The sequence below is a fragment of the Rhodococcus sp. C26F genome (assembly GCF_053345925.1).
The window spans coordinates 116,531-133,118 of record NZ_JBKFBA010000009.1 but is presented as its reverse complement, the minus strand read 5'-3'; the positions used below and the strand labels follow the sequence as shown (position 1 = coordinate 133,118).

General features: G+C 68.5%; 17 protein-coding genes. 5 read left to right on the top strand and 12 right to left on the bottom strand.

Going from position 1 to position 16,588, the window contains the following annotated elements:
- Nucleotides 1–25 precede the first annotated feature (25 nt).
- Nucleotides 26–889, top strand: coding sequence for an oxygenase MpaB family protein (locus ACLBYD_RS13130; RefSeq protein WP_277371668.1), 864 nt, complete (start codon nt 26–28; stop codon nt 887–889).
- Nucleotides 890–896: 7 nt separating this feature from the next.
- Here ACLBYD_RS13130 and ACLBYD_RS13125 read toward each other — a convergent pair whose 3' ends face one another.
- Entirely contained in the window at nt 897–2,204 is a 1,308-nt protein-coding gene (locus ACLBYD_RS13125; protein ID WP_016934804.1) for an alpha-hydroxy-acid oxidizing protein, read from the bottom strand.
- A gap of 129 nt (nt 2,205–2,333) precedes the next feature.
- Between ACLBYD_RS13125 and ACLBYD_RS13120 the strand changes: the two genes are divergently transcribed.
- The 4 genes from ACLBYD_RS13120 to ACLBYD_RS13105 all read left to right on the top strand — a co-directional run bounded on the left by ACLBYD_RS13120 (nt 2,334) and on the right by ACLBYD_RS13105 (nt 6,285).
- Nucleotides 2,334–2,999, top strand: coding sequence for a class I SAM-dependent methyltransferase (locus ACLBYD_RS13120; RefSeq protein WP_447816764.1), 666 nt, complete (start codon nt 2,334–2,336; stop codon nt 2,997–2,999).
- Between the two features lie 100 nt (nt 3,000–3,099).
- The gene (rsgA, locus tag ACLBYD_RS13115) at nt 3,100–4,149 is read left to right on the top strand and encodes a ribosome small subunit-dependent GTPase A (protein ID WP_447816763.1); all 1,050 of its coding nucleotides are present in this window, start codon (nt 3,100–3,102) and stop codon (nt 4,147–4,149) included.
- A gap of 716 nt (nt 4,150–4,865) precedes the next feature.
- Nucleotides 4,866–5,675, top strand: coding sequence for a glycoside hydrolase family 19 protein (locus ACLBYD_RS13110; RefSeq protein ID WP_447816762.1), 810 nt, complete (start codon nt 4,866–4,868; stop codon nt 5,673–5,675).
- 58 nt (nt 5,676–5,733) lie between these two features.
- Nucleotides 5,734–6,285, top strand: coding sequence for a dihydrofolate reductase family protein (locus tag ACLBYD_RS13105; RefSeq protein WP_447816761.1), 552 nt, complete (start codon nt 5,734–5,736; stop codon nt 6,283–6,285).
- 18 nt (nt 6,286–6,303) lie between these two features.
- Here ACLBYD_RS13105 and ACLBYD_RS13100 read toward each other — a convergent pair whose 3' ends face one another.
- The 11 genes from ACLBYD_RS13100 to ACLBYD_RS13050 all read right to left on the bottom strand — a co-directional run bounded on the left by ACLBYD_RS13100 (nt 6,304) and on the right by ACLBYD_RS13050 (nt 16,574).
- Nucleotides 6,304–7,152 (bottom strand): alpha/beta fold hydrolase, encoded by an 849-nt coding sequence (locus tag ACLBYD_RS13100; protein WP_447816760.1) that lies wholly within the window; start codon nt 7,150–7,152, stop codon nt 6,304–6,306.
- A 12-nt stretch (nt 7,153–7,164) separates the two neighbouring features.
- The gene (locus tag ACLBYD_RS13095) at nt 7,165–7,869 is read right to left on the bottom strand and encodes a DUF899 domain-containing protein (protein ID WP_447816759.1); all 705 of its coding nucleotides are present in this window, start codon (nt 7,867–7,869) and stop codon (nt 7,165–7,167) included.
- 123 nt (nt 7,870–7,992) lie between these two features.
- The gene (locus ACLBYD_RS13090; RefSeq protein WP_258261290.1) at nt 7,993–8,898 is read right to left on the bottom strand and encodes an energy-coupling factor ABC transporter permease; all 906 of its coding nucleotides are present in this window, start codon (nt 8,896–8,898) and stop codon (nt 7,993–7,995) included.
- A 13-nt stretch (nt 8,899–8,911) separates the two neighbouring features.
- A complete protein-coding gene (locus ACLBYD_RS13085; RefSeq protein ID WP_258261289.1) occupies nt 8,912–9,643 on the bottom strand; it encodes an urease accessory protein UreD in 732 nt (243 codons plus the stop codon).
- Nucleotides 9,644–9,645: 2 nt separating this feature from the next.
- Nucleotides 9,646–10,404 carry an urease accessory protein UreG gene (gene ureG / locus ACLBYD_RS13080; RefSeq protein ID WP_258261288.1) on the bottom strand — a complete coding sequence of 253 codons (759 nt, stop codon included), beginning with the start codon at nt 10,402–10,404 and terminating at the stop codon, nt 9,646–9,648.
- The gene (locus ACLBYD_RS13075; RefSeq protein ID WP_447816758.1) at nt 10,397–11,092 is read right to left on the bottom strand and encodes an urease accessory protein UreF; all 696 of its coding nucleotides are present in this window, start codon (nt 11,090–11,092) and stop codon (nt 10,397–10,399) included. Before ACLBYD_RS13075 ends, ureG begins: the two co-directional genes overlap by 8 nt.
- Entirely contained in the window at nt 11,092–12,792 is a 1,701-nt protein-coding gene (locus tag ACLBYD_RS13070; RefSeq protein WP_447816757.1) for an urease subunit alpha, read from the bottom strand. Before ACLBYD_RS13070 ends, ACLBYD_RS13075 begins: the two co-directional genes overlap by 1 nt.
- Nucleotides 12,793–12,796: 4 nt before the next feature.
- A complete protein-coding gene (gene ureB / locus ACLBYD_RS13065) occupies nt 12,797–13,126 on the bottom strand; it encodes an urease subunit beta (protein WP_059383476.1) in 330 nt (109 codons plus the stop codon).
- 13 nt (nt 13,127–13,139) lie between these two features.
- Entirely contained in the window at nt 13,140–13,442 is a 303-nt protein-coding gene (locus tag ACLBYD_RS13060; protein ID WP_120282630.1) for an urease subunit gamma, read from the bottom strand.
- A 253-nt stretch (nt 13,443–13,695) separates the two neighbouring features.
- Nucleotides 13,696–14,871 carry a CaiB/BaiF CoA transferase family protein gene (locus tag ACLBYD_RS13055; RefSeq protein ID WP_447816755.1) on the bottom strand — a complete coding sequence of 392 codons (1,176 nt, stop codon included), beginning with the start codon at nt 14,869–14,871 and terminating at the stop codon, nt 13,696–13,698.
- Entirely contained in the window at nt 14,868–16,574 is a 1,707-nt protein-coding gene (locus ACLBYD_RS13050; protein ID WP_447816754.1) for an acyl-CoA dehydrogenase family protein, read from the bottom strand. Before ACLBYD_RS13050 ends, ACLBYD_RS13055 begins: the two co-directional genes overlap by 4 nt.
- Nucleotides 16,575–16,588: the final 14 nt, after the last annotated feature.

Genomic DNA, 16,588 nt, shown 5'->3' with positions numbered 1-16,588 from the left:
CCCGGTGCTGAAGGAGCCCTCACCCGTGACCGCAACCACCCCCCATCCTGCCCAGAACGCGCCGCGTGAAGACGACGGCTACTTCGGTCCCGGCTCCGTCTCGTGGAAGGTGTACGCCGACCCGTCCTCTCGCGTCGCCGGCATGGCGGGCCTACTGCTGCAGGCACTCAACCCCGGCATGATGCGGCTGTTCGAGCACGCGTCGGCCGCGTACGTCGATCCGAAGGGGCGGGACGAGCGCACCGGCCGCTATCTCGACACGGTCATGTTCGGCGACAAGGCCCATGCGGATGCCGCCGCTGCGTCGGTGCGCCGCATGCACGCTCACGCCGTGTGGGACGACCCGCACACAGGCACCACGCTGCGCGCCGACGAACCCGCGTGGATCGACTGGACCCACAACGCCCTCGCATTCGCGCTGTTGCGCGGTGCGGAAGCCTTCGGCCTCGACCTGACCCCGGCCGAACAGGACAAGTTCGTCGTCGAACAGCACATCGCCGCAGAACTCGTCGGCGCGGACCCTGCCCGCCTGCCCGCTACCCGGGCCGACCTCGAGGCGTACGTCGACGAGCAGCGCCACTGGCTGTCGCTGTCGCTCGCCGCCGCCGAGGTGACGCACGCACTCCGGAAGCCGAACCTGTGGGGCAATCCGGTGAAGGTGTTCACCTTCGTCGTCGTGCAGGACGGCATGTTGTCGCTCCTGCCGGAGTGGGCACGCCTGATGTACGGCATCGAGGGGCGCCCGATGAACCTGCGCGCTGCGGCGCGCACCACCAAGCAGCTCATCGGCATCGCCCGCAAGAACGAGTCGTACGACAAGATGGTCGCCGAGATCACCACGCGCATCGACGAGACTCCCTACCGCAAGGTGCGTGCGCGCAAGGCCTGACCCTGTTTCAGAAGGAGGGATTCGGCCGGACGAACCGTTCGTCGATATCGGCGATCGATCGGGCACCGGTCAACGCCATGGTGAGGTCGAACTCGGCGATCACGTTGCGGACCACCTCCTCGACGCCCTGTCGACCCGCGATCGCCAACCCGTACATGTAGGGCCGGCCGAGCAGCACGGCGTCCGCGCCGAGCGCGAGCGCGACGAAGACGTCGGCACCGCTTCGGATCCCGCTGTCCAGCAGCACGGTCGGCTCCCGGCCGATCGCCGCGCGGATGTCGAGCAGGGCATCGAGCGAGGCGATCGATCCGTCGACCTGGCGTCCACCATGGTTCGACACGACGAGGGCGTCGACACCGAGGTCCACGGCGCGACGTGCGTCGTCGGGGTGCAGAATTCCCTTGAGCACGATGGGAAGTCGAGTCCGATCACGCAACGTCGCCAGATGCTCCCAGCTCAGCCCCGGATTCGAGTAGATGTCGAGGAAGGTCTCCGCTGCGGCGCGTGGCACGGGGGAGCGGAGGTTGTCGAGGAATCGGCCCGGATGGTTACGGGTCATCGACAGCAGTGTGCGGATCGCACCGAGCGTGACGTCGGGTCGCTCCGTCACGATCTCGCGGGCGGCGTCGATCCGCTGCCGGACGATGTCGAGGAAGCGGGGATCCGAGGTGTACTGCGCGATGCCCTCACCACGTGCGAACGGCAGCGACCCGAGATTCAGGTCCTGCGGACGCCACCCCAGCATCGTCGTGTCGAGGGTGACGACGACGGCCTCGGCGCCGGCTGCTTCGGCCCGTTGCAGCAGGCTGTCGACGAGATCCTCGTCGGAACTCCAGTACAGCTGGAACCAGTGGGACGCAGAGCCCATCGCGGCAGCACAGTCCTCCATGGAATTGCAGCCCTGATTGGAGAAGATGTACGGCACGCCGGTCGCGGCGGCCGCCTGCGCGATCGCCAGGTCGCTGTCCGCGGCCATCAACGCTCCCGCTCCGATCGGGGCCAACAGCAGCGGTGAGGAGAGCGACGTTCCTGCCACGGTCGTACGCAGGTCGCGTTCGGTGACTCCGTGGGCCATACGCGGGACGATCGCCCATCGGTCGAACGCGCGCCGGTTGTTGCGCATCGTGCGTCCCTCGCCGGCGCCGCCCGCGACATAGGCCCAGGCCCGCTTCGAACTCGCGCGTCGCGCGGCGCGTTCGAGGTCGCCGAAGGATGTGGGGACGGCCGGGCGCCGGCCCAGCGCTCCGTTGCGGTACACGACGCCCTGGCGTTCCCGGCCGGGGCCGGCGGGTGCGGATGCGGCAGTTTCGGTCACGAGTGAGTTCCCCTCTCGAACGGTGGCGCTTGTCGATCCTTCCTCACGAACCCGGCCGAGTGAACCGGTTACCGGTGCCGAATTCGGAATCGGTGCGGTGGATCCGGCGGCGGGCGTACCGTCGGATCCATGACCGAGGACGGCCAGGTTGCACCGTGGGACGACATCTACCGGGGCGTCGCCGAAGGGTTTTCGGGCCCCGTACCCTGGAACATCGGCGAATCCCAACCCGAGATCGCCCGATTGATCGACGAGGGCAGATTCCGTAGCGACGTGCTGGACGCAGGTTGTGGGCATGCCGAGACCTCCCTCCATCTCGCGGCGCAGGGATACACCGTGGTCGGTCTCGACCTGTCGCCGACCGCCATCGAAGCCGCTCGAGCGGCGGCGACGGAACGGGGCCTGACGACCGCGACCTTCCAGGTCGCCGATATCACTTCGTTCACGGGTTTCGACGGCCGGTTCGCGACGATCGTCGACAGCACCCTGTTCCATTCGCTGCCCGTGGACCGGCGCAGCGCCTACCTGAGCGCCGTCACCCGTGCCACTGCTCCGAGTGCGTCCTTCTTCGTCCTGGCCTTCTCGAAGGACGCCTTCCCCGAAGAGGGTCAGGGACCCAATCCGGTGACGGACGACGAGTTGCGCGACGCGGTCGCCGAGTTCTGGACCGTCGACGACGTGCGGCCGGCGTTCATCCACGCGTTTCTCGGCGACGAGGATGCTGCCGCCTGGCAGCGTGACGACAAAGGCCGCTCCATGCTCCCGGCCTGGTTGCTGTCGGCCCACCGCGGTTGAGGGTGCACGCCGAAATTCGATTGCATTGCCGGGGTGCGAAGTTCACCATCGGATCTGTCGGAGCGGACCACCCGCCCCTCGTCATGATCCAGGAGTCACCGTGCACCCCGATGTCCCACCCGGAACCGACCTGCTGGTCGAGTACGGCTGGTCCGAACAGCTCGCGGAACGGTTCGCGGACAACGAGATCCAGGGAACTCCCGGCCGGATCGTGCGGGTCGGTCGCGGCCACAGTGACGCCGTGACCTCCGTCGGTCCGCTGCGGGTGCGGACGGCGGGCCACCATGTCTGCACCGGCGACTGGGTGATCGTGCGCGAACCGCCCACGGAAAGCGACACGATCGGCACCGTCTGTGCGGTGCTGCCGCGTAGCGGCGCGATTCGTCGTGCTGACGCGTCGGGGCGGTCGGAGGAGCAGGTTCTCGCCGCCAACGTCGACACCGTCGTGGTGACCGTCGCGGCCGACACCCTCGATCTCGGTCGCATGGAACGTCGGCTGGCGCTGGCCTGGGACAGCGGCGCGCAGCCGGTGGTCGCCCTCACGAAGGTCGACCTCGCCACCGAAGCGGTCTTCGAGCAGGTCGCCGTGCTTGCACCCGGAGCGAGCGTGGTCGAGGTCTGTGCGCCGGACCGATCCGGATCGAGCGAATTGCGCGAGCTGCTCCACGGCACCGTGGTGTTCGTCGGAGCGTCCGGGGCCGGGAAATCGACGCTGGTCAACGCGCTGTGCGGTCGCGACATCCAGGCGACGGCACCGGTGCGGCAGGGGGACGGCAAGGGTCGGCACACCACGACCGATCGGGAGATGTTCCCTCTGGGCGGCGGCGTGACCCTCATCGACACTCCGGGGTTGCGGGGTGTCGGGATGTGGGACGCCGGTGCCGGCATCGCCTCCGCCTTCCCCGAGATCGACGAGCTCGCTCAGTACTGCCGCTTCACGGACTGTGCGCACGAGACCGAACCGGGATGCGCGGTCCACGCCGCTGTCGACCGCGGCGACCTCGATGCCCGGCGAGTGGAGAGTCATCGCAAACTGCGGCGTGAGAACGAATGGATCGCGGCCCGGTCCGATGCCCGATTGCGGCACGAGCGGACCCGTGAGATCAAGGTGATGAGCCGCGCGATCCGGGGGTATTACCGCGACCGCTGAGTGTTTTCGGCGCGGCATACAGGGCGGTCGGTACTCCTCCGCGCAGTTCGCGCGGTGAACCGAGGCTCGCTCCTGCAACACGCCGCGGCGACCCCGTTTCGGCGCGCTGATCATGGAAGACCCCGNGGGGTCTTCCACCAGCGTGACCATACCGGTCGGTACTTTCGGTTCGGGTCCGTTGCACCGTGACGCGGATGGTCTCCTCGGCTCGCGGTAGCGCGTTATCGAGGTGTGTCGTCGAACACGAAATGATTACGACCCGGCTCGGGGGTGTACACCTTCTCGGTCGAATCGAACCGGTCTGTTCTCGAGGGGGCGACCCATCGCGGCCTCGATTCGATCATCTGTGGGGCGAACCTTCGGCGCGTGCGGCCGTGTCATCGAAGGTGTTGCTGCACAGGGAATTCGGTGAGGGCAGGTCGATCCATCGTGGACGAGGGGCAGGATCGGCCAGGTGCCGTTGCGGCAGGTTCTTATCGGGCCTGCCGAATGCAAGGGCCGCAATGATCGACTTTCGAGTATGGCGTGGCTCACTTGCTTCGGTTCAGATGGCGTCGGCCACGATCGCTTGAAAACCTCTCGACCTGCGACGTTACCTGGTTGTGACCTAATGGTCGCGTGTTGGCCCTCCGTGCGGTGGTAACGATCCCGCCGGTGATGCCCGCGGCCCCGTTCGAAGGCCGAACCCAGCTTCGGCGAATCTTGGAGCACGACCCTTGTCCGTTTCATCATTGCGCCGTTTCCGTGCCGCGGTCGCCGCCGCGGCCGTCCTCACCGCCGCGCTCGGCGTCGGTACCTCCGCCGCCCACGCCGACACCGCACCCACCACCCCTGCCCCTACCCGTTTCCAGGAGCCCCGCGACCTGCTCCGGGCGCTCGACTTCGACGCCCTGGCCGCCGACGGCTGGACCGTGACCGACGACGAGGAAGAGGCTGAATCCGCAGAGGCGACCGAGGTGGTCGAACTCGTCGCCGAGACGACTCCCGCGCCGCCCCCCGCCGTCACACCCGAGGAGCTGGCTCGCATCGTGCCGGGCATCCCGGCGGAGAAGGTCGAGCAGTTCATCGCGCCGCTGAACGACGCGATGGCGCGCAGCGGCATCGACAACCCGGTCCGTCAGGCGGCGTTCATCGCCCAGCTGGCCGTCGAATCGGACTCCTTCCGCACCTTCGAGGAGTACGCGTCGGGACGCGCATACGAGGGTCGCGCCGATCTCGGAAACACCCATCCCGGTGACGGTGAGCGCTACAAGGGTCGCGGCGCGATCCAGATCACGGGCCGCCACAACTACGAGAAGGTCAGCGAGCACATCGGAGTCGACTTCGTCGCGCACCCCGAGCTGCTCGCTGCGCCGGAGAACGCCTTCACCACCGCTGCCTGGTACTGGACGTCGCGCAACCTCAACGAGGTCGCGGACACCGCAGGGATCGTCCGGGTGTCCGAGCTCGTCAACGGCGGTCACCACGCCCTCGGGCGCCGCATCGACGATTTCAAGCGTGGTCTGGACGTGCTGCTCCAGCCGTAAGCCCGACACGGTCGCACCGGGCCGATGAGTTCGGGGTGCGCCGGTGGTCTATCGGATCATGAGAAAACTGATCTACGACTTCGGCGTGTCCCTCGACGGCTACATCAACGACCGCGACGGCAACATCGACTGGACCGATCCCGACGACGAACTGCACCAGTTCCACAACGACCGGTTCCGTCAGCTCGAGCTTTCGCTGCACGGCCGGCGGATGTACGAGCTGATGGCCGAGTACTGGCCGCACCTGCCCGAGGACGCCTCGCCCATCGAACGCGACTTCGCCGAGCTGTGGACGACTACGCCCAAAGTCGTCTTCTCCCGCACCCTCACCGAGGTCCACTGGAACAGTCGCCTCGTCAGCGACGACGCGGTGGAGGAGGTGCGCAGGCTCAAGGCCGAAGGAGACGGCGTCATGGAGGTCGGTGGGGCGAACCTCGCCGCGTCGCTGATCCCGCACGGTCTCATCGACGAGTACCAGGTGTTCGTCTCACCCGTCCTGCTCGGTGGAGGCACACCGATGTTCCCGCCCCTCGAGAAGCGCGTGGATCTGCGCCTGGTCGAGACACGACAGTTCACGACCGCCGTGATGCTCCGCTATCTCGCCGACTGAAAGTCCGCCGGCCGCCGCTCAGAAGAGCTCCGGCGTCACCGGCGGCACGTCGTCGAGGAACGCCGTCACCATTGGCACCAGCACGTCCGCCGCTCCGGAGATGCCGAGGTGTGACATCGCCGGGAGGATCACGAGGCGTGCCCGGGGAACCGTCTGCACCATCCCCGTCGCCGCTGCTTCCTCGTCGCCGTCACCGAGCAACCGGAACATCGTCACCGCGTGTTCCGGTTTCACGCCGTCCGCGTCGCCGACGATCACCATCGCGTTCGCGGTGATCGACCGCATCTGTTCGTCGGTGATCTGCTGGTCCTCGATGTTGAGGACCTTCATCTTGTCGACGTAGACGGCGAACGCCGCGGGGTCGGGCGTGTGCTCCGTGAACGCCTTCTCGACCGAGGAACCGGCGAACACCTCGGCATCGAGATGTCCGACGCCCTCGAGTACCGACGCGTACCAACCGTCCTGCCGGTAGGTGGCCGACAGTGTGACGAGCTTTCCGACGAGGTCCGGATGCCGGAGCGTCACCTGCAACGCCACCCCGCCGCCCTGCGAATAACCCATCACGTCCGCGCGCTCGACGTCGAGAGCCCGCAGCAACTCCGCCGCATCGTCGCCGAACGGTTCGTAGGACATCGGACGATCGGTGTCCGGGGTGCGACCGTGCCCCTGCTGATCGAAGACGATCACCGGGCGTCGTTGGGCGAAGGCGGTCACCCAGGACGGCATCGACTCGGTGCTCATGAACGCGCCGGGAATCAACAGCAGGGGCAGCGGAGCGGACCCGTCGAGTTCGCCGTGCACCTCGAAGTACAGGCTCAGACCGTTGATGGGCAGATGTCCGCTGCGCGAGGGTGTCGAGGCCGCCATGTCACCCGGCCCTCACTGCGCGCCGGTGCCGGGACCGTAGAGCCGCGCCACCTCGGGGGAATCGAGCCACCCCGAATAGGTCGGCGACTGCGGCCAGCCCTCGGGCGAATCCTGCCATTCCTCCTGACGACCCCACGGAAGAAGGTCGATCAGGGCGAAGGTGTAGCTGAGCTGTTCGGTGCCGCGACCGGTGGTGTGCCAGGTGCGGTAGACCTTGTCGCCGTCGCGCAGGAACACGTTGACCGCGAACCCTCCGCCGGGAGGTGCGTCGACGTCGGCACCGAACGAACTCTCCGACGACGAGTACCACTCCATCGTGTTGCCCACCTTCGCCTTGTAGGCGAGGGCTTCGTCGATCGGTCCGTTGGTGACGATGACCATGCGGGCGTCGTAGTTGTCGAGGATGCCGAGCCGGGTCCACTGGGTTGTGAGACTCGTGCATCCGCCGCACTGCCATTCGGCACCGTCGGACCACATGTGGTGATAGGTGATGAGCTGCGAGCGGCCCTGGAACACATCGACGAGCCGGATCGGGCCGTCGGCGCCGATCAGCGTGTAGTCGGGTAGTTCGATCATCGGCAGCCGGCGGCGCTGCGCTGCGATGGCGTCGAGCTCGCGAGTGGCGGCCTTCTCCCGTCGCCGTAGGTCGTCGAGCGCCGACCGCCATGTCTGCTCGTCGACGATCGGTGGAAGGGCGCGGGTGGTCTGCTGGGTCATGACGTCTCCCGGAGTCGGACGCATCCGTTCGCGAATGTTGACCGGGGGCATGCCCGAAACTCATCGAGCCCCTCGATCGGAGTGTTCCGACAGAGGGGCTCGATGCGGCGCGTCCCGTGACGGTTACGCGCCCTGGCGGACCGGCGTGCGGCCCATCGCGGCGAGGGCGGCGCCGAGCAGCGCGGTGGCGGCGAGTCCGGCCAGTGCCGCGAGGAATTCGGTGCCGCTGAGCGTGCCGTAGTCGGCGAGGCCGGGAAGGCCGGCGAAGGTGGCGTCACCGACCGGCAGCGAATAGGCACCGACGATGTGCTCGAGACCGTCCGGGTTGCCGGACGCGACGAGCGCCAGCGCGCAGGCGCTGACCACGCCCAGACCGCCGATCGCCGCGAGACCACGTCGGACGGCAACGGGAGTGACGGAAGGCCGTGCGTCCCACGCGGCGACGCCGGGCGCGAACGCCATCACGGCGCTCAGCACGGCGGCGGTGATGAGGGCTTCACCGAGACCGATGGTCAGGTGGACCGCGGTCAGTTCGCCGATGAACGCTGCTGCGGCGCCGGTTCCGACGGTCGCCGAGTACGCAACGCCGAGAACCGCGGCACTCACCGGCACGGACAGACCGGCGCCGACGGCGGCGGTGGTCCGCGTCAGCTTCCCGAGGCCGAGTCGCTCGGCGCCGGTACGGACGGCGGCGGTGACGAGGACGGGCAGCACCGCCATCACCAGCACGTTCACCCCGAGGGCGTTGATCCCGCCGTCCCCGAACAGCAATGCCTGCACGCCGACCACGGCGGTCATTGCGAGAAGCGCGAGCCGGGGCCCGAGGAGCGCGGTCGCGAGAGCGCCGCCGATGAGATGGCCGCTGATGCCGTCGGCGATGGGGTAGTTGACCATCTGAGCGCCGAAGATCATGGCGGCGGTCGTGCCGGCGAGAAGGGTGTCCCGGGTCGTGATGCGCGGCCGCCCGGCGGTGGCGGCGAGGACGACCGCACCGGTGGCGATCGCCGCGGCGGGCGCGGTGGCGCTCATGGGAAGGAAATGGTCAGGGACGTGCATGGGTGAGACTCCCTTCGAGGGTGGACGGGTGAACGGGTGTGGAGCGCCAGGAGCGCCAGGTCGATTCGAGCGGCGAGGAGTGGGCGTCGGCGCCGAGGAACCGCAGCAGGCTGCCGGGCCCTTCGAGCTGGACGACGCCGTCGCCCTCGGCGCGTCGCCCGTAGGTCGCGATGACGTCGTGCACCCGGGCGGAACCGAGGATCCCGGGCTCGGGGAACGCGCCGTGCGCGTACAACTCCTCGACGAAGAGGGGACGACGATCGAGAGTGACCGAGGTACGGCTGCGGATCGCACCCCCGCTTTCTCCGTGGCGCCCGAGGACGAGGGTCTCCCGCACGCTCGCGGCGGCGTCGGAGGCGAGTTCGATCCGGGTGTCGCGGTGCACGCGGGCGCCGGTGGCGATCACGAACGGGTAGGTGTCCCAGACGAGGGTGCCGCCCTCGGCGACGGTGATCCGCACGTCCCACCGGGACAGCCGGTTGTCGGCGTCGTAGGCGACGGTGCCACCGATGTCCTGCAGTTCGAGCGTGCACCCGGCGTCGACGTGGACGTCGACGGTCACCGCGTCACCACCGAGCAACAACGCGCCGGCGGCGACGAGGGCGACCCGCGCGTGGTCCGGACCGACCTCGACCGTGCGGGGGACGAGCATGCCCGCCCGCAGGGTCAGGCGTGCCCGGCCCGGAGCACGGTCGATACGGATCGTGGCGCGGGACATGATCAGTCGTGCGAGTGTGCGACGGCGTGATCGTGGCTGTGCCCGTGACCGTGCCCATGGTCGTGACCGTGGTCGTCGTCCTCGTCTGCGTGGAAGTGCGGAGCCATCGGACCGGGATCGACCGGGGTGTGCGCCCCGGCGCGGTGGGCTGCCAGCATCTCGCGCACCCAGTCGCCGAGCGCCTGCACGGATGCGGCGTCGGTCCGGGACAGCGCCAGCACCGGTCCGCCCTCGCGGGCCTTCTCGGCGTCGGCGACCATCTGCGGCACGTCGACCCCCACATAGGGGGAGAGATCCGTCTTGTTCACTACGAGCAGGTCGGCGCGGCTGATGCCCGGACCGCCCTTGCGGGCGACGTCGCCACCACCGGCGACATCGAGCACGAAGATCTGCGCATCGACGAGCGCGGGGGAGAACGTCGCGGTGAGGTTGTCGCCGCCGCTCTCCACCAGGACCACGTCGAGCGGCGCGAAGTCACGTTCGAGATCCTCGACGGCCAGCAGGTTCATGGTCACGTCGTCGCGGATCGCGGTGTGCGGACACGCACCGGTCTCCACCGCGCGGATGCGCTCGGGATCGAGCACGCCCGCCGAGCGGAGGAAGCGGGCGTCCTCATCGGTGTAGATGTCGTTGGTGATCACGCCGAGCTGCAGCTCGGACGCGAGGGTGCGGCAGATCGTCGCGATCAGCGAACTCTTGCCCGTGCCGACGGGACCGGCGACGCCGAGACGGAGTGAACGGGTGGTGGTGTGTTCAGGCACGGAACAGCCTTTCTGGAGCGGATGCGTGGGCTTCGGCCCACATTTCGGTCTGGGGGCCACCGGTGGCCGGGATGTCCGCCGGATCGATGAGAGCGGACAGCTCGGCGATGAGCGGTTCGAGATGAGCACATGCTTCGAGCGCCCATCGCGAACCGGTGGCCGGGTCGGTGGGGTGCAGTTTGAGGAAGGCCGCGACGATCGCCTGCGCCTCCTCGTACAGCACCAGTCGGGCGGTGTCGATCGCCGGGATGCGCGCGAGCGCCGCGATGGCCCCGACGACCAGTCCCCGCGACGGTCGCGGGGTCCGGGCATCGAGATCGTCGAGAACGGTGGAGGGCCACAGGTTCCGGGCCAGTCGGAGATAACCGCGGGCCAGCAACCGGGACGCCTCGCGCTGGGCCGGGCCCGGAGTGCGCGCCGCCCAGTGGTCCTCGATCTCGTCGATCCGTAGCGTCAGGGCGGCTCCGGCATCGGAGTCCACCGCGTGCCGGGTCACCACGGCGACACCGGCCTCGACCGCCGCCGAGGTGCGCAACCGCGCGACGAGGAAGCGGCGCACCTCGGTCGGTGACATCCCACCCTGGAGCGCCGGTTCGAGGCCTCCCGAGTTGACGTTCCCGCCGACCGGCGCGCGCCCGTCCGCGAGGAGGAGCAGCACCGTGGTGGAGGAGAGTGTATCGGGCAACATCAGAACATCGAATACAGCTGCGCGAGCGGCAGTTCGGTGGCCGGCGCCGGAACGACCCGCTCGCCGTCGATGTCGATGTCGAAGGTGTCGGGGCGGATCTCGATGCGCGGCAACACGTCGTTCAGTTTCATGTCGGCCTTGCCGATGTGCCGGGTCGGCCGCAGCGGTAACAGTCTGCGGCGCAACCCGAGTCGTTCCTCCAGACCGTCGTCGAGGGCGGCGGGGGAGACGAACGACACCGACGTGTGCGGGGCGAGCGCATCGCCGAACGCCGGTCGCTGCAGCACCGGTTGCGGCGTCGGGATGGACGCGTTGGGGTCGCCGAGCGCGGCCCAGGCGATCGATCCGCCCTTGATGACCAGCGACGGCCGGATACCGAAGAACTTCGGATCCCACAGCACCAGATCGGCCATCTTGTCGACCTCGATCGAACCGAGTTCGTGGTCGACACCATGCGCGATCGCAGGGTTGATCGTGTACTTCGCGATGTAGCGGCGGGCCCGTTCGTTGTCGGCGGGCATGCTGCCGTCGAGGCTGCCGCGCCGGTTCTTCATCACGTGCGCGACCTGCCAGGTGCGGGTGACGACCTCACCGATGCGGCCCATCGCCTGGGCGTCGGACGAGGTGATCGACAGGGCGCCCATGTCGTGCAGGACGTCCTCGGCCGCGATGGTGGTGGCCCGGATCCGGGACTCGGCGAACGCGAGGTCCTCCGGGACGGCCGGGTTGAGGTGATGGCAGACCATCAGCATGTCGAGGTGCTCGTCGACGGTGTTGATCGTGTGCGGCAACGTCGGGTTGGTCGAGCCCGGGATGATGTGCGGCAATCCGGCGATGCTCAGGATGTCCGGGGCGTGCCCGCCACCGGCGCCTTCGACGTGGAAGGCGTGGATCGAGCGACCACCGATCGCGGCGAGGGTGCTCTCCACGAACCCCGCCTCGTTGAGCGAGTCCGAGTGCAGCGCGACCTGCAGTCCGTGCTCGTCGGCCGCGCGCAACGCCGCATCGATCGCGGCGGGAGTGGAGCCCCAGTCCTCGTGCACCTTGTACCCGGCGGCACCGGCGAGGGCCTGTTCGAGCAACCCGTCGGCGGAGACGGTGTTGCCCTTGCCGAGCAGCAGCACGTTCACCGGCAGCGTGTCGAGCGCGCGGTGCATCTGCATCAGATGCCACGGACCCGGCGTGACGGTGGTGGCCTTCGATCCTTCGGACGGGCCGGTTCCGCCGCCGGCGATGGTGGTGATGCCGGTGGCGAGTGCCTCGACGATCTGCGACGGCGACAGCAGGTGCACGTGCGAGTCGAACGCGCCCGCAGTGAGGATGTGCCCTTCACCCGAGATGACGTCGGTGGACGGGCCGATCTGCAGCTTCGGGTGCACTCCGTCGGCGATGTCGGGGTTGCCGGCGCGACCGAGGGCGACGATGCGGCCGTCGCGGATGCCGACGTCGGCGCGCACGATGCCCCACCAGTCCAGCACGATCACGTTCGTGATCACGGTGTCGGGAGCGCCCTCGGCTCGGGTCGTCACACCTTGGGCCATCGATTCGCGGATGGACTTGCCGCCACCGAAGACGGCTTCCTCGCCGCCGAAGGTGCGGTCCTCCTCGATCTGGATCCACAGGTCGGTGTCGCCCAGGCGCACCTGGTCGCCGACCGTCGGTCCGTACAGTGCCGCGTACTCGGCGCGTGTGATCTTCACGTTCTCAGTCCTCCTGCTTCCGCACCTGGATGCCGGGCACGACGCGTCGCCCGCGCAGGGCGACGGCGCCCAGTTCGCGGCTGCTGCCGGGTTCGAAGCGCTGCGAGGTCCCCGACGGGATGTCCAGGCGGAAGCCCTGCGCGCGTTCGCGGTCGAACTCGAGGGCCGCGTTCGCGTCCGGCAGGTGGATGTGCGATCCGATCTGGATGGGACGGTCACCGGTGTTGAGGAAGACGAGGGTGATGCGCTCGTCGTCGGAGCGATCCGCGTTGAGGGTGAGGGAGCCCTCGGCGACGCGAATCGCTCCGGGTCCCGAAGTCGGTCCGGATGCCATGTCGGGGCTCCTTTCAGGAAATCGGGTGGTGGATCGTGACGAGTTTGCGTCCGTCCGGGAAAGTGGCCTCGACCTGCACGTCGGCCAACATCTCGGCGACGCCGTCCATCACCTCGTCGCGGGCGAGGACCTCGCGGCCCTTCACCATGAGGTCGGCGACGGCGGCGCCTTCGCGTGCCCGCTCGATCACCCAGGTGGACAACAGGGCAACGGCTTCGGGATAGTTCAGTCGGACGCCGCGGTCCCGCCGGTCGCGCGCCACCATGCCGGCGACGGCCAGAAGGAGTTTCTCGGTGTCGGCGGGAGTCAGCTGCATATGTCGTTCTTTCGTACGAGTCGGCGGTCGTGCAATCGATGCCGATCATGCGCGGCTGTTGTTTCGCGGACGTTACCCCCGCGTATCGCGGAGAAATCCGGACACGCCGACCTCAGAAGTGCTGCCGCACTGCGTGACCGCGACGACACCCGGAGCGGGATGTCTCTACCGTCGTTCGTGGTCGAACAGTCCTACGGCCGCTCCCGATCGATCGGAAACGGCCGTAGGTCAGCGATATTCGAGACGTTCGTCGCTAGGACGGAACGGAGACCCTCTGATATCCCGCGAGGATTTCGTCGGTGTGTTCCCCGTGCAGCGGCGGCGCCGACCGCAGCGGTGGTCGCTGCCCACCGAAATTGACCGGGAACGCGATCTGTTCGAGCGGACCCGACGCATGGTCGACGGTGCCGACCATGCCGATCGCGGCGGTGTGCGGATCGCTGTAGATCTCGTCGAGATGCCGGATGGGGGAGACCGGCACGCCGTGCTCTTCCAGGACGCGGCACCAGTGCTGCACCGTCCCGGTCGCGAACGCCGCGGTGAGGACTTCGTCGAGTTCGCTGCGATGCTCGATGCGATCACGGTTGCGGAGGAACCGCGGATCGGTCGCAAGCTCCGGCCTCCCCAGTGCCGTGCACAGCTTCTCCCACAATCCGTCGTTCCCGACCGCGACGACGAAGTAACCGTCGCTCGCCGGATACGCCTGGTAGGGCGCGAGATTGGGGTGCGCGGAGCCCAGGGCGTGCGGGCGTTCCCGGGTGGCGAAGTAGTTCGTGGCCCAGTTGACGTGCATCGCCAGCTGGCATTCGAACAACGACGTGGTGACGTACTGGCCGCGACCGGTGCGAGCGCGTTCGACCAGCGCGGCGAGCACCCCGATGATCCCGAACAGTGCCGCACCGAGATCGCCCATCGCGTAGCCGGCCTTCATCGGCGCTCCGTTCGGTTCCCCGGTCAGCGACATCAGACCACCGGCGGCCTGGGCGACCATGTCGTAACCGGGCTGGTCGGCCAGCGGACCCTCGTCACCGAAGGCCGAGATGTGCAGCACGATCAGGTGCGGATACTGCTCGGACAGGGCGCGGTAGTCGAAGATCTTCTGCAGGCCGCTGCCGGGCTTGAAGTTCTCGACGACGACGTCGGCGTCGGCGAGTATCCGGTGCACGATCCGCTGCCCTTCCTCGGACTTGAGGTCGATGGTCACCGACTTCTTGCCGCGGTTGACCGCGAGGTAGTAGGTGGCGTCGTCGCCGACGAAGGGCGGTCCCCACACCCGGGTGGGGTCGCCGCCGTCCGGGTGCTCGACCTTGGTGACATCGGCGCCGAGGTCGGCGAACGACATGGTCGCGTACGGTCCGGCGAGGATCTTCGACAGGTCGAGGACCTTGATGCCGGCGAGCGGGGCCGGGCCTGTGGGATGCGTACTCATGAGTGGGCTCCTGTCAGTGCAGTCGGTGCCGCAGCGGCCGCGATGGACGGGTCGACGTCGGTGCCGTCGGCGATCACGGCGAGGTGGTCGAGAGCGACGGTGTTCGGCTCACCGGCCAGGCCGTCGAGGTAGGCGTGGGCGACGAGCAACGACCGGTGGCCGAGACCGTGTTCGATGCGGTGTGACGCCAGGTCCACGAGCAGGGTGGCCATCACCGTCCGTGCGAGATCGTCGGTGTAGGTCGCGCAGCGGGCCTGCGCGTGCGTGTCGTCGCCGGCGAGCAGGTCTTCGCCGCGCGCCTCGAGCACGTCCCACCGTTCCCGCAGTGCCGCGACCGCCGGGCCGCATTCCGGATGCGCCGCGTCGAGCAGAGCGCGCTGCGCGTCGGCGAGGACCCGGTGCGCGCCGTCCTTGCGCATCGACCGCAGCACGTCGAGCGCGATGACATTGCTCGAACCCTCCCAGATCGATCCGAGATGCGAGTCGCGGACGAGGCGGGTGAACACGCGGTCCTCGATGTAGCCGCTGCCACCCCGGATCTCCATCGCCTCACCGGTGACGGTGCGGGCACGCTTGCAGATGTAGTGCTTGGCGACGGGCGTGAGGATCCGGACGACACCGCGGGCCTGCTCGTCGCCCTTGTCGGCACGGTCGAGGGTCGCACCGCTGTAGGCGACGAGCGCGAGCGCGGCCTCGGCGTCGAGTAGCAACGGCAGCAGGGTGGCGCGCATGAGCGGCTGATCGAACAGGGACTTCCCGAAGACCTCCCGTTCCCTCGTGTGAGCGACGGCGTCGCGCACGGCACGCCGGATCAGGGCACTCGAGCGCATCGCGTTCGACAGGCGGGAGGTGTTGAGCATCTCCGTCATCTGCCGGAATCCACGGTCGAGGTCGCCGACCTGCAGCGCGTACGCGCCGTGCAGGGTGATCTCACCACTGGGCATCGATCGCGTGCCGAGCTTGTCCTTGAGCCGGTCGATCGTGTACGAGTTTCGGCTGCCGTCGGGAAGTTGCTTGGGCAGCATGAACATTCCGACCCCGCGCGTGGAGTTCTCGTCGCCGCCGGGGAACCGGGCGAGGGTGATCACGACGTCGGCGTCCGGGTTGGAGGCGAACCACTTTCGACCGGTCAATCTCCATGCGGTGCCGTCGAATTCGGCGCAGGTCTCGGTCTTCGCGATGTCCGTTCCGGCCTGGGTCTCGGTCATGAACATCGCCCCGGTCAGGGCGGTGGCCGGATCGGTGGAGGTCAGGCCGTCGATCCACGGACCGAACACCTCGGGGTCGCCGAACATCCGGAGGGTGCGCGCGGCGGCATCGGTCATCGACACCGGGCAGGCGAGGCCGAATTCGGCCTGCACGAACAGATACGACGCCAGGTACTTGACGAGATGCGGGGGTGTGTCCGTCCAACCGTGGATCGGGCGGTGCGACAGCGCCGAGAGGCCGTATTCGCTGTAGGCGGCGCGGCACAGTTCGAGGTAGGCGGGGTGGTATTCGATGCGATCGATCCGTTCGCCGTCGGGGTCGTACTGGTGCAGTACCGGCGGATGGGCGTTCGCGGTGGCCGCGAGCGCGTCGAGACGGTCGGCGGCGTCGGCACCCAGACGCTCGAGGAGACGGTCGGTCAGCGGCCGGTCGGCGTCGGAGATCCAGCGGTCGAGTACCGCATGCAGGGCCGGGTCGGTATGGGCGTAGTTCATGGTCGTCCGTTCGT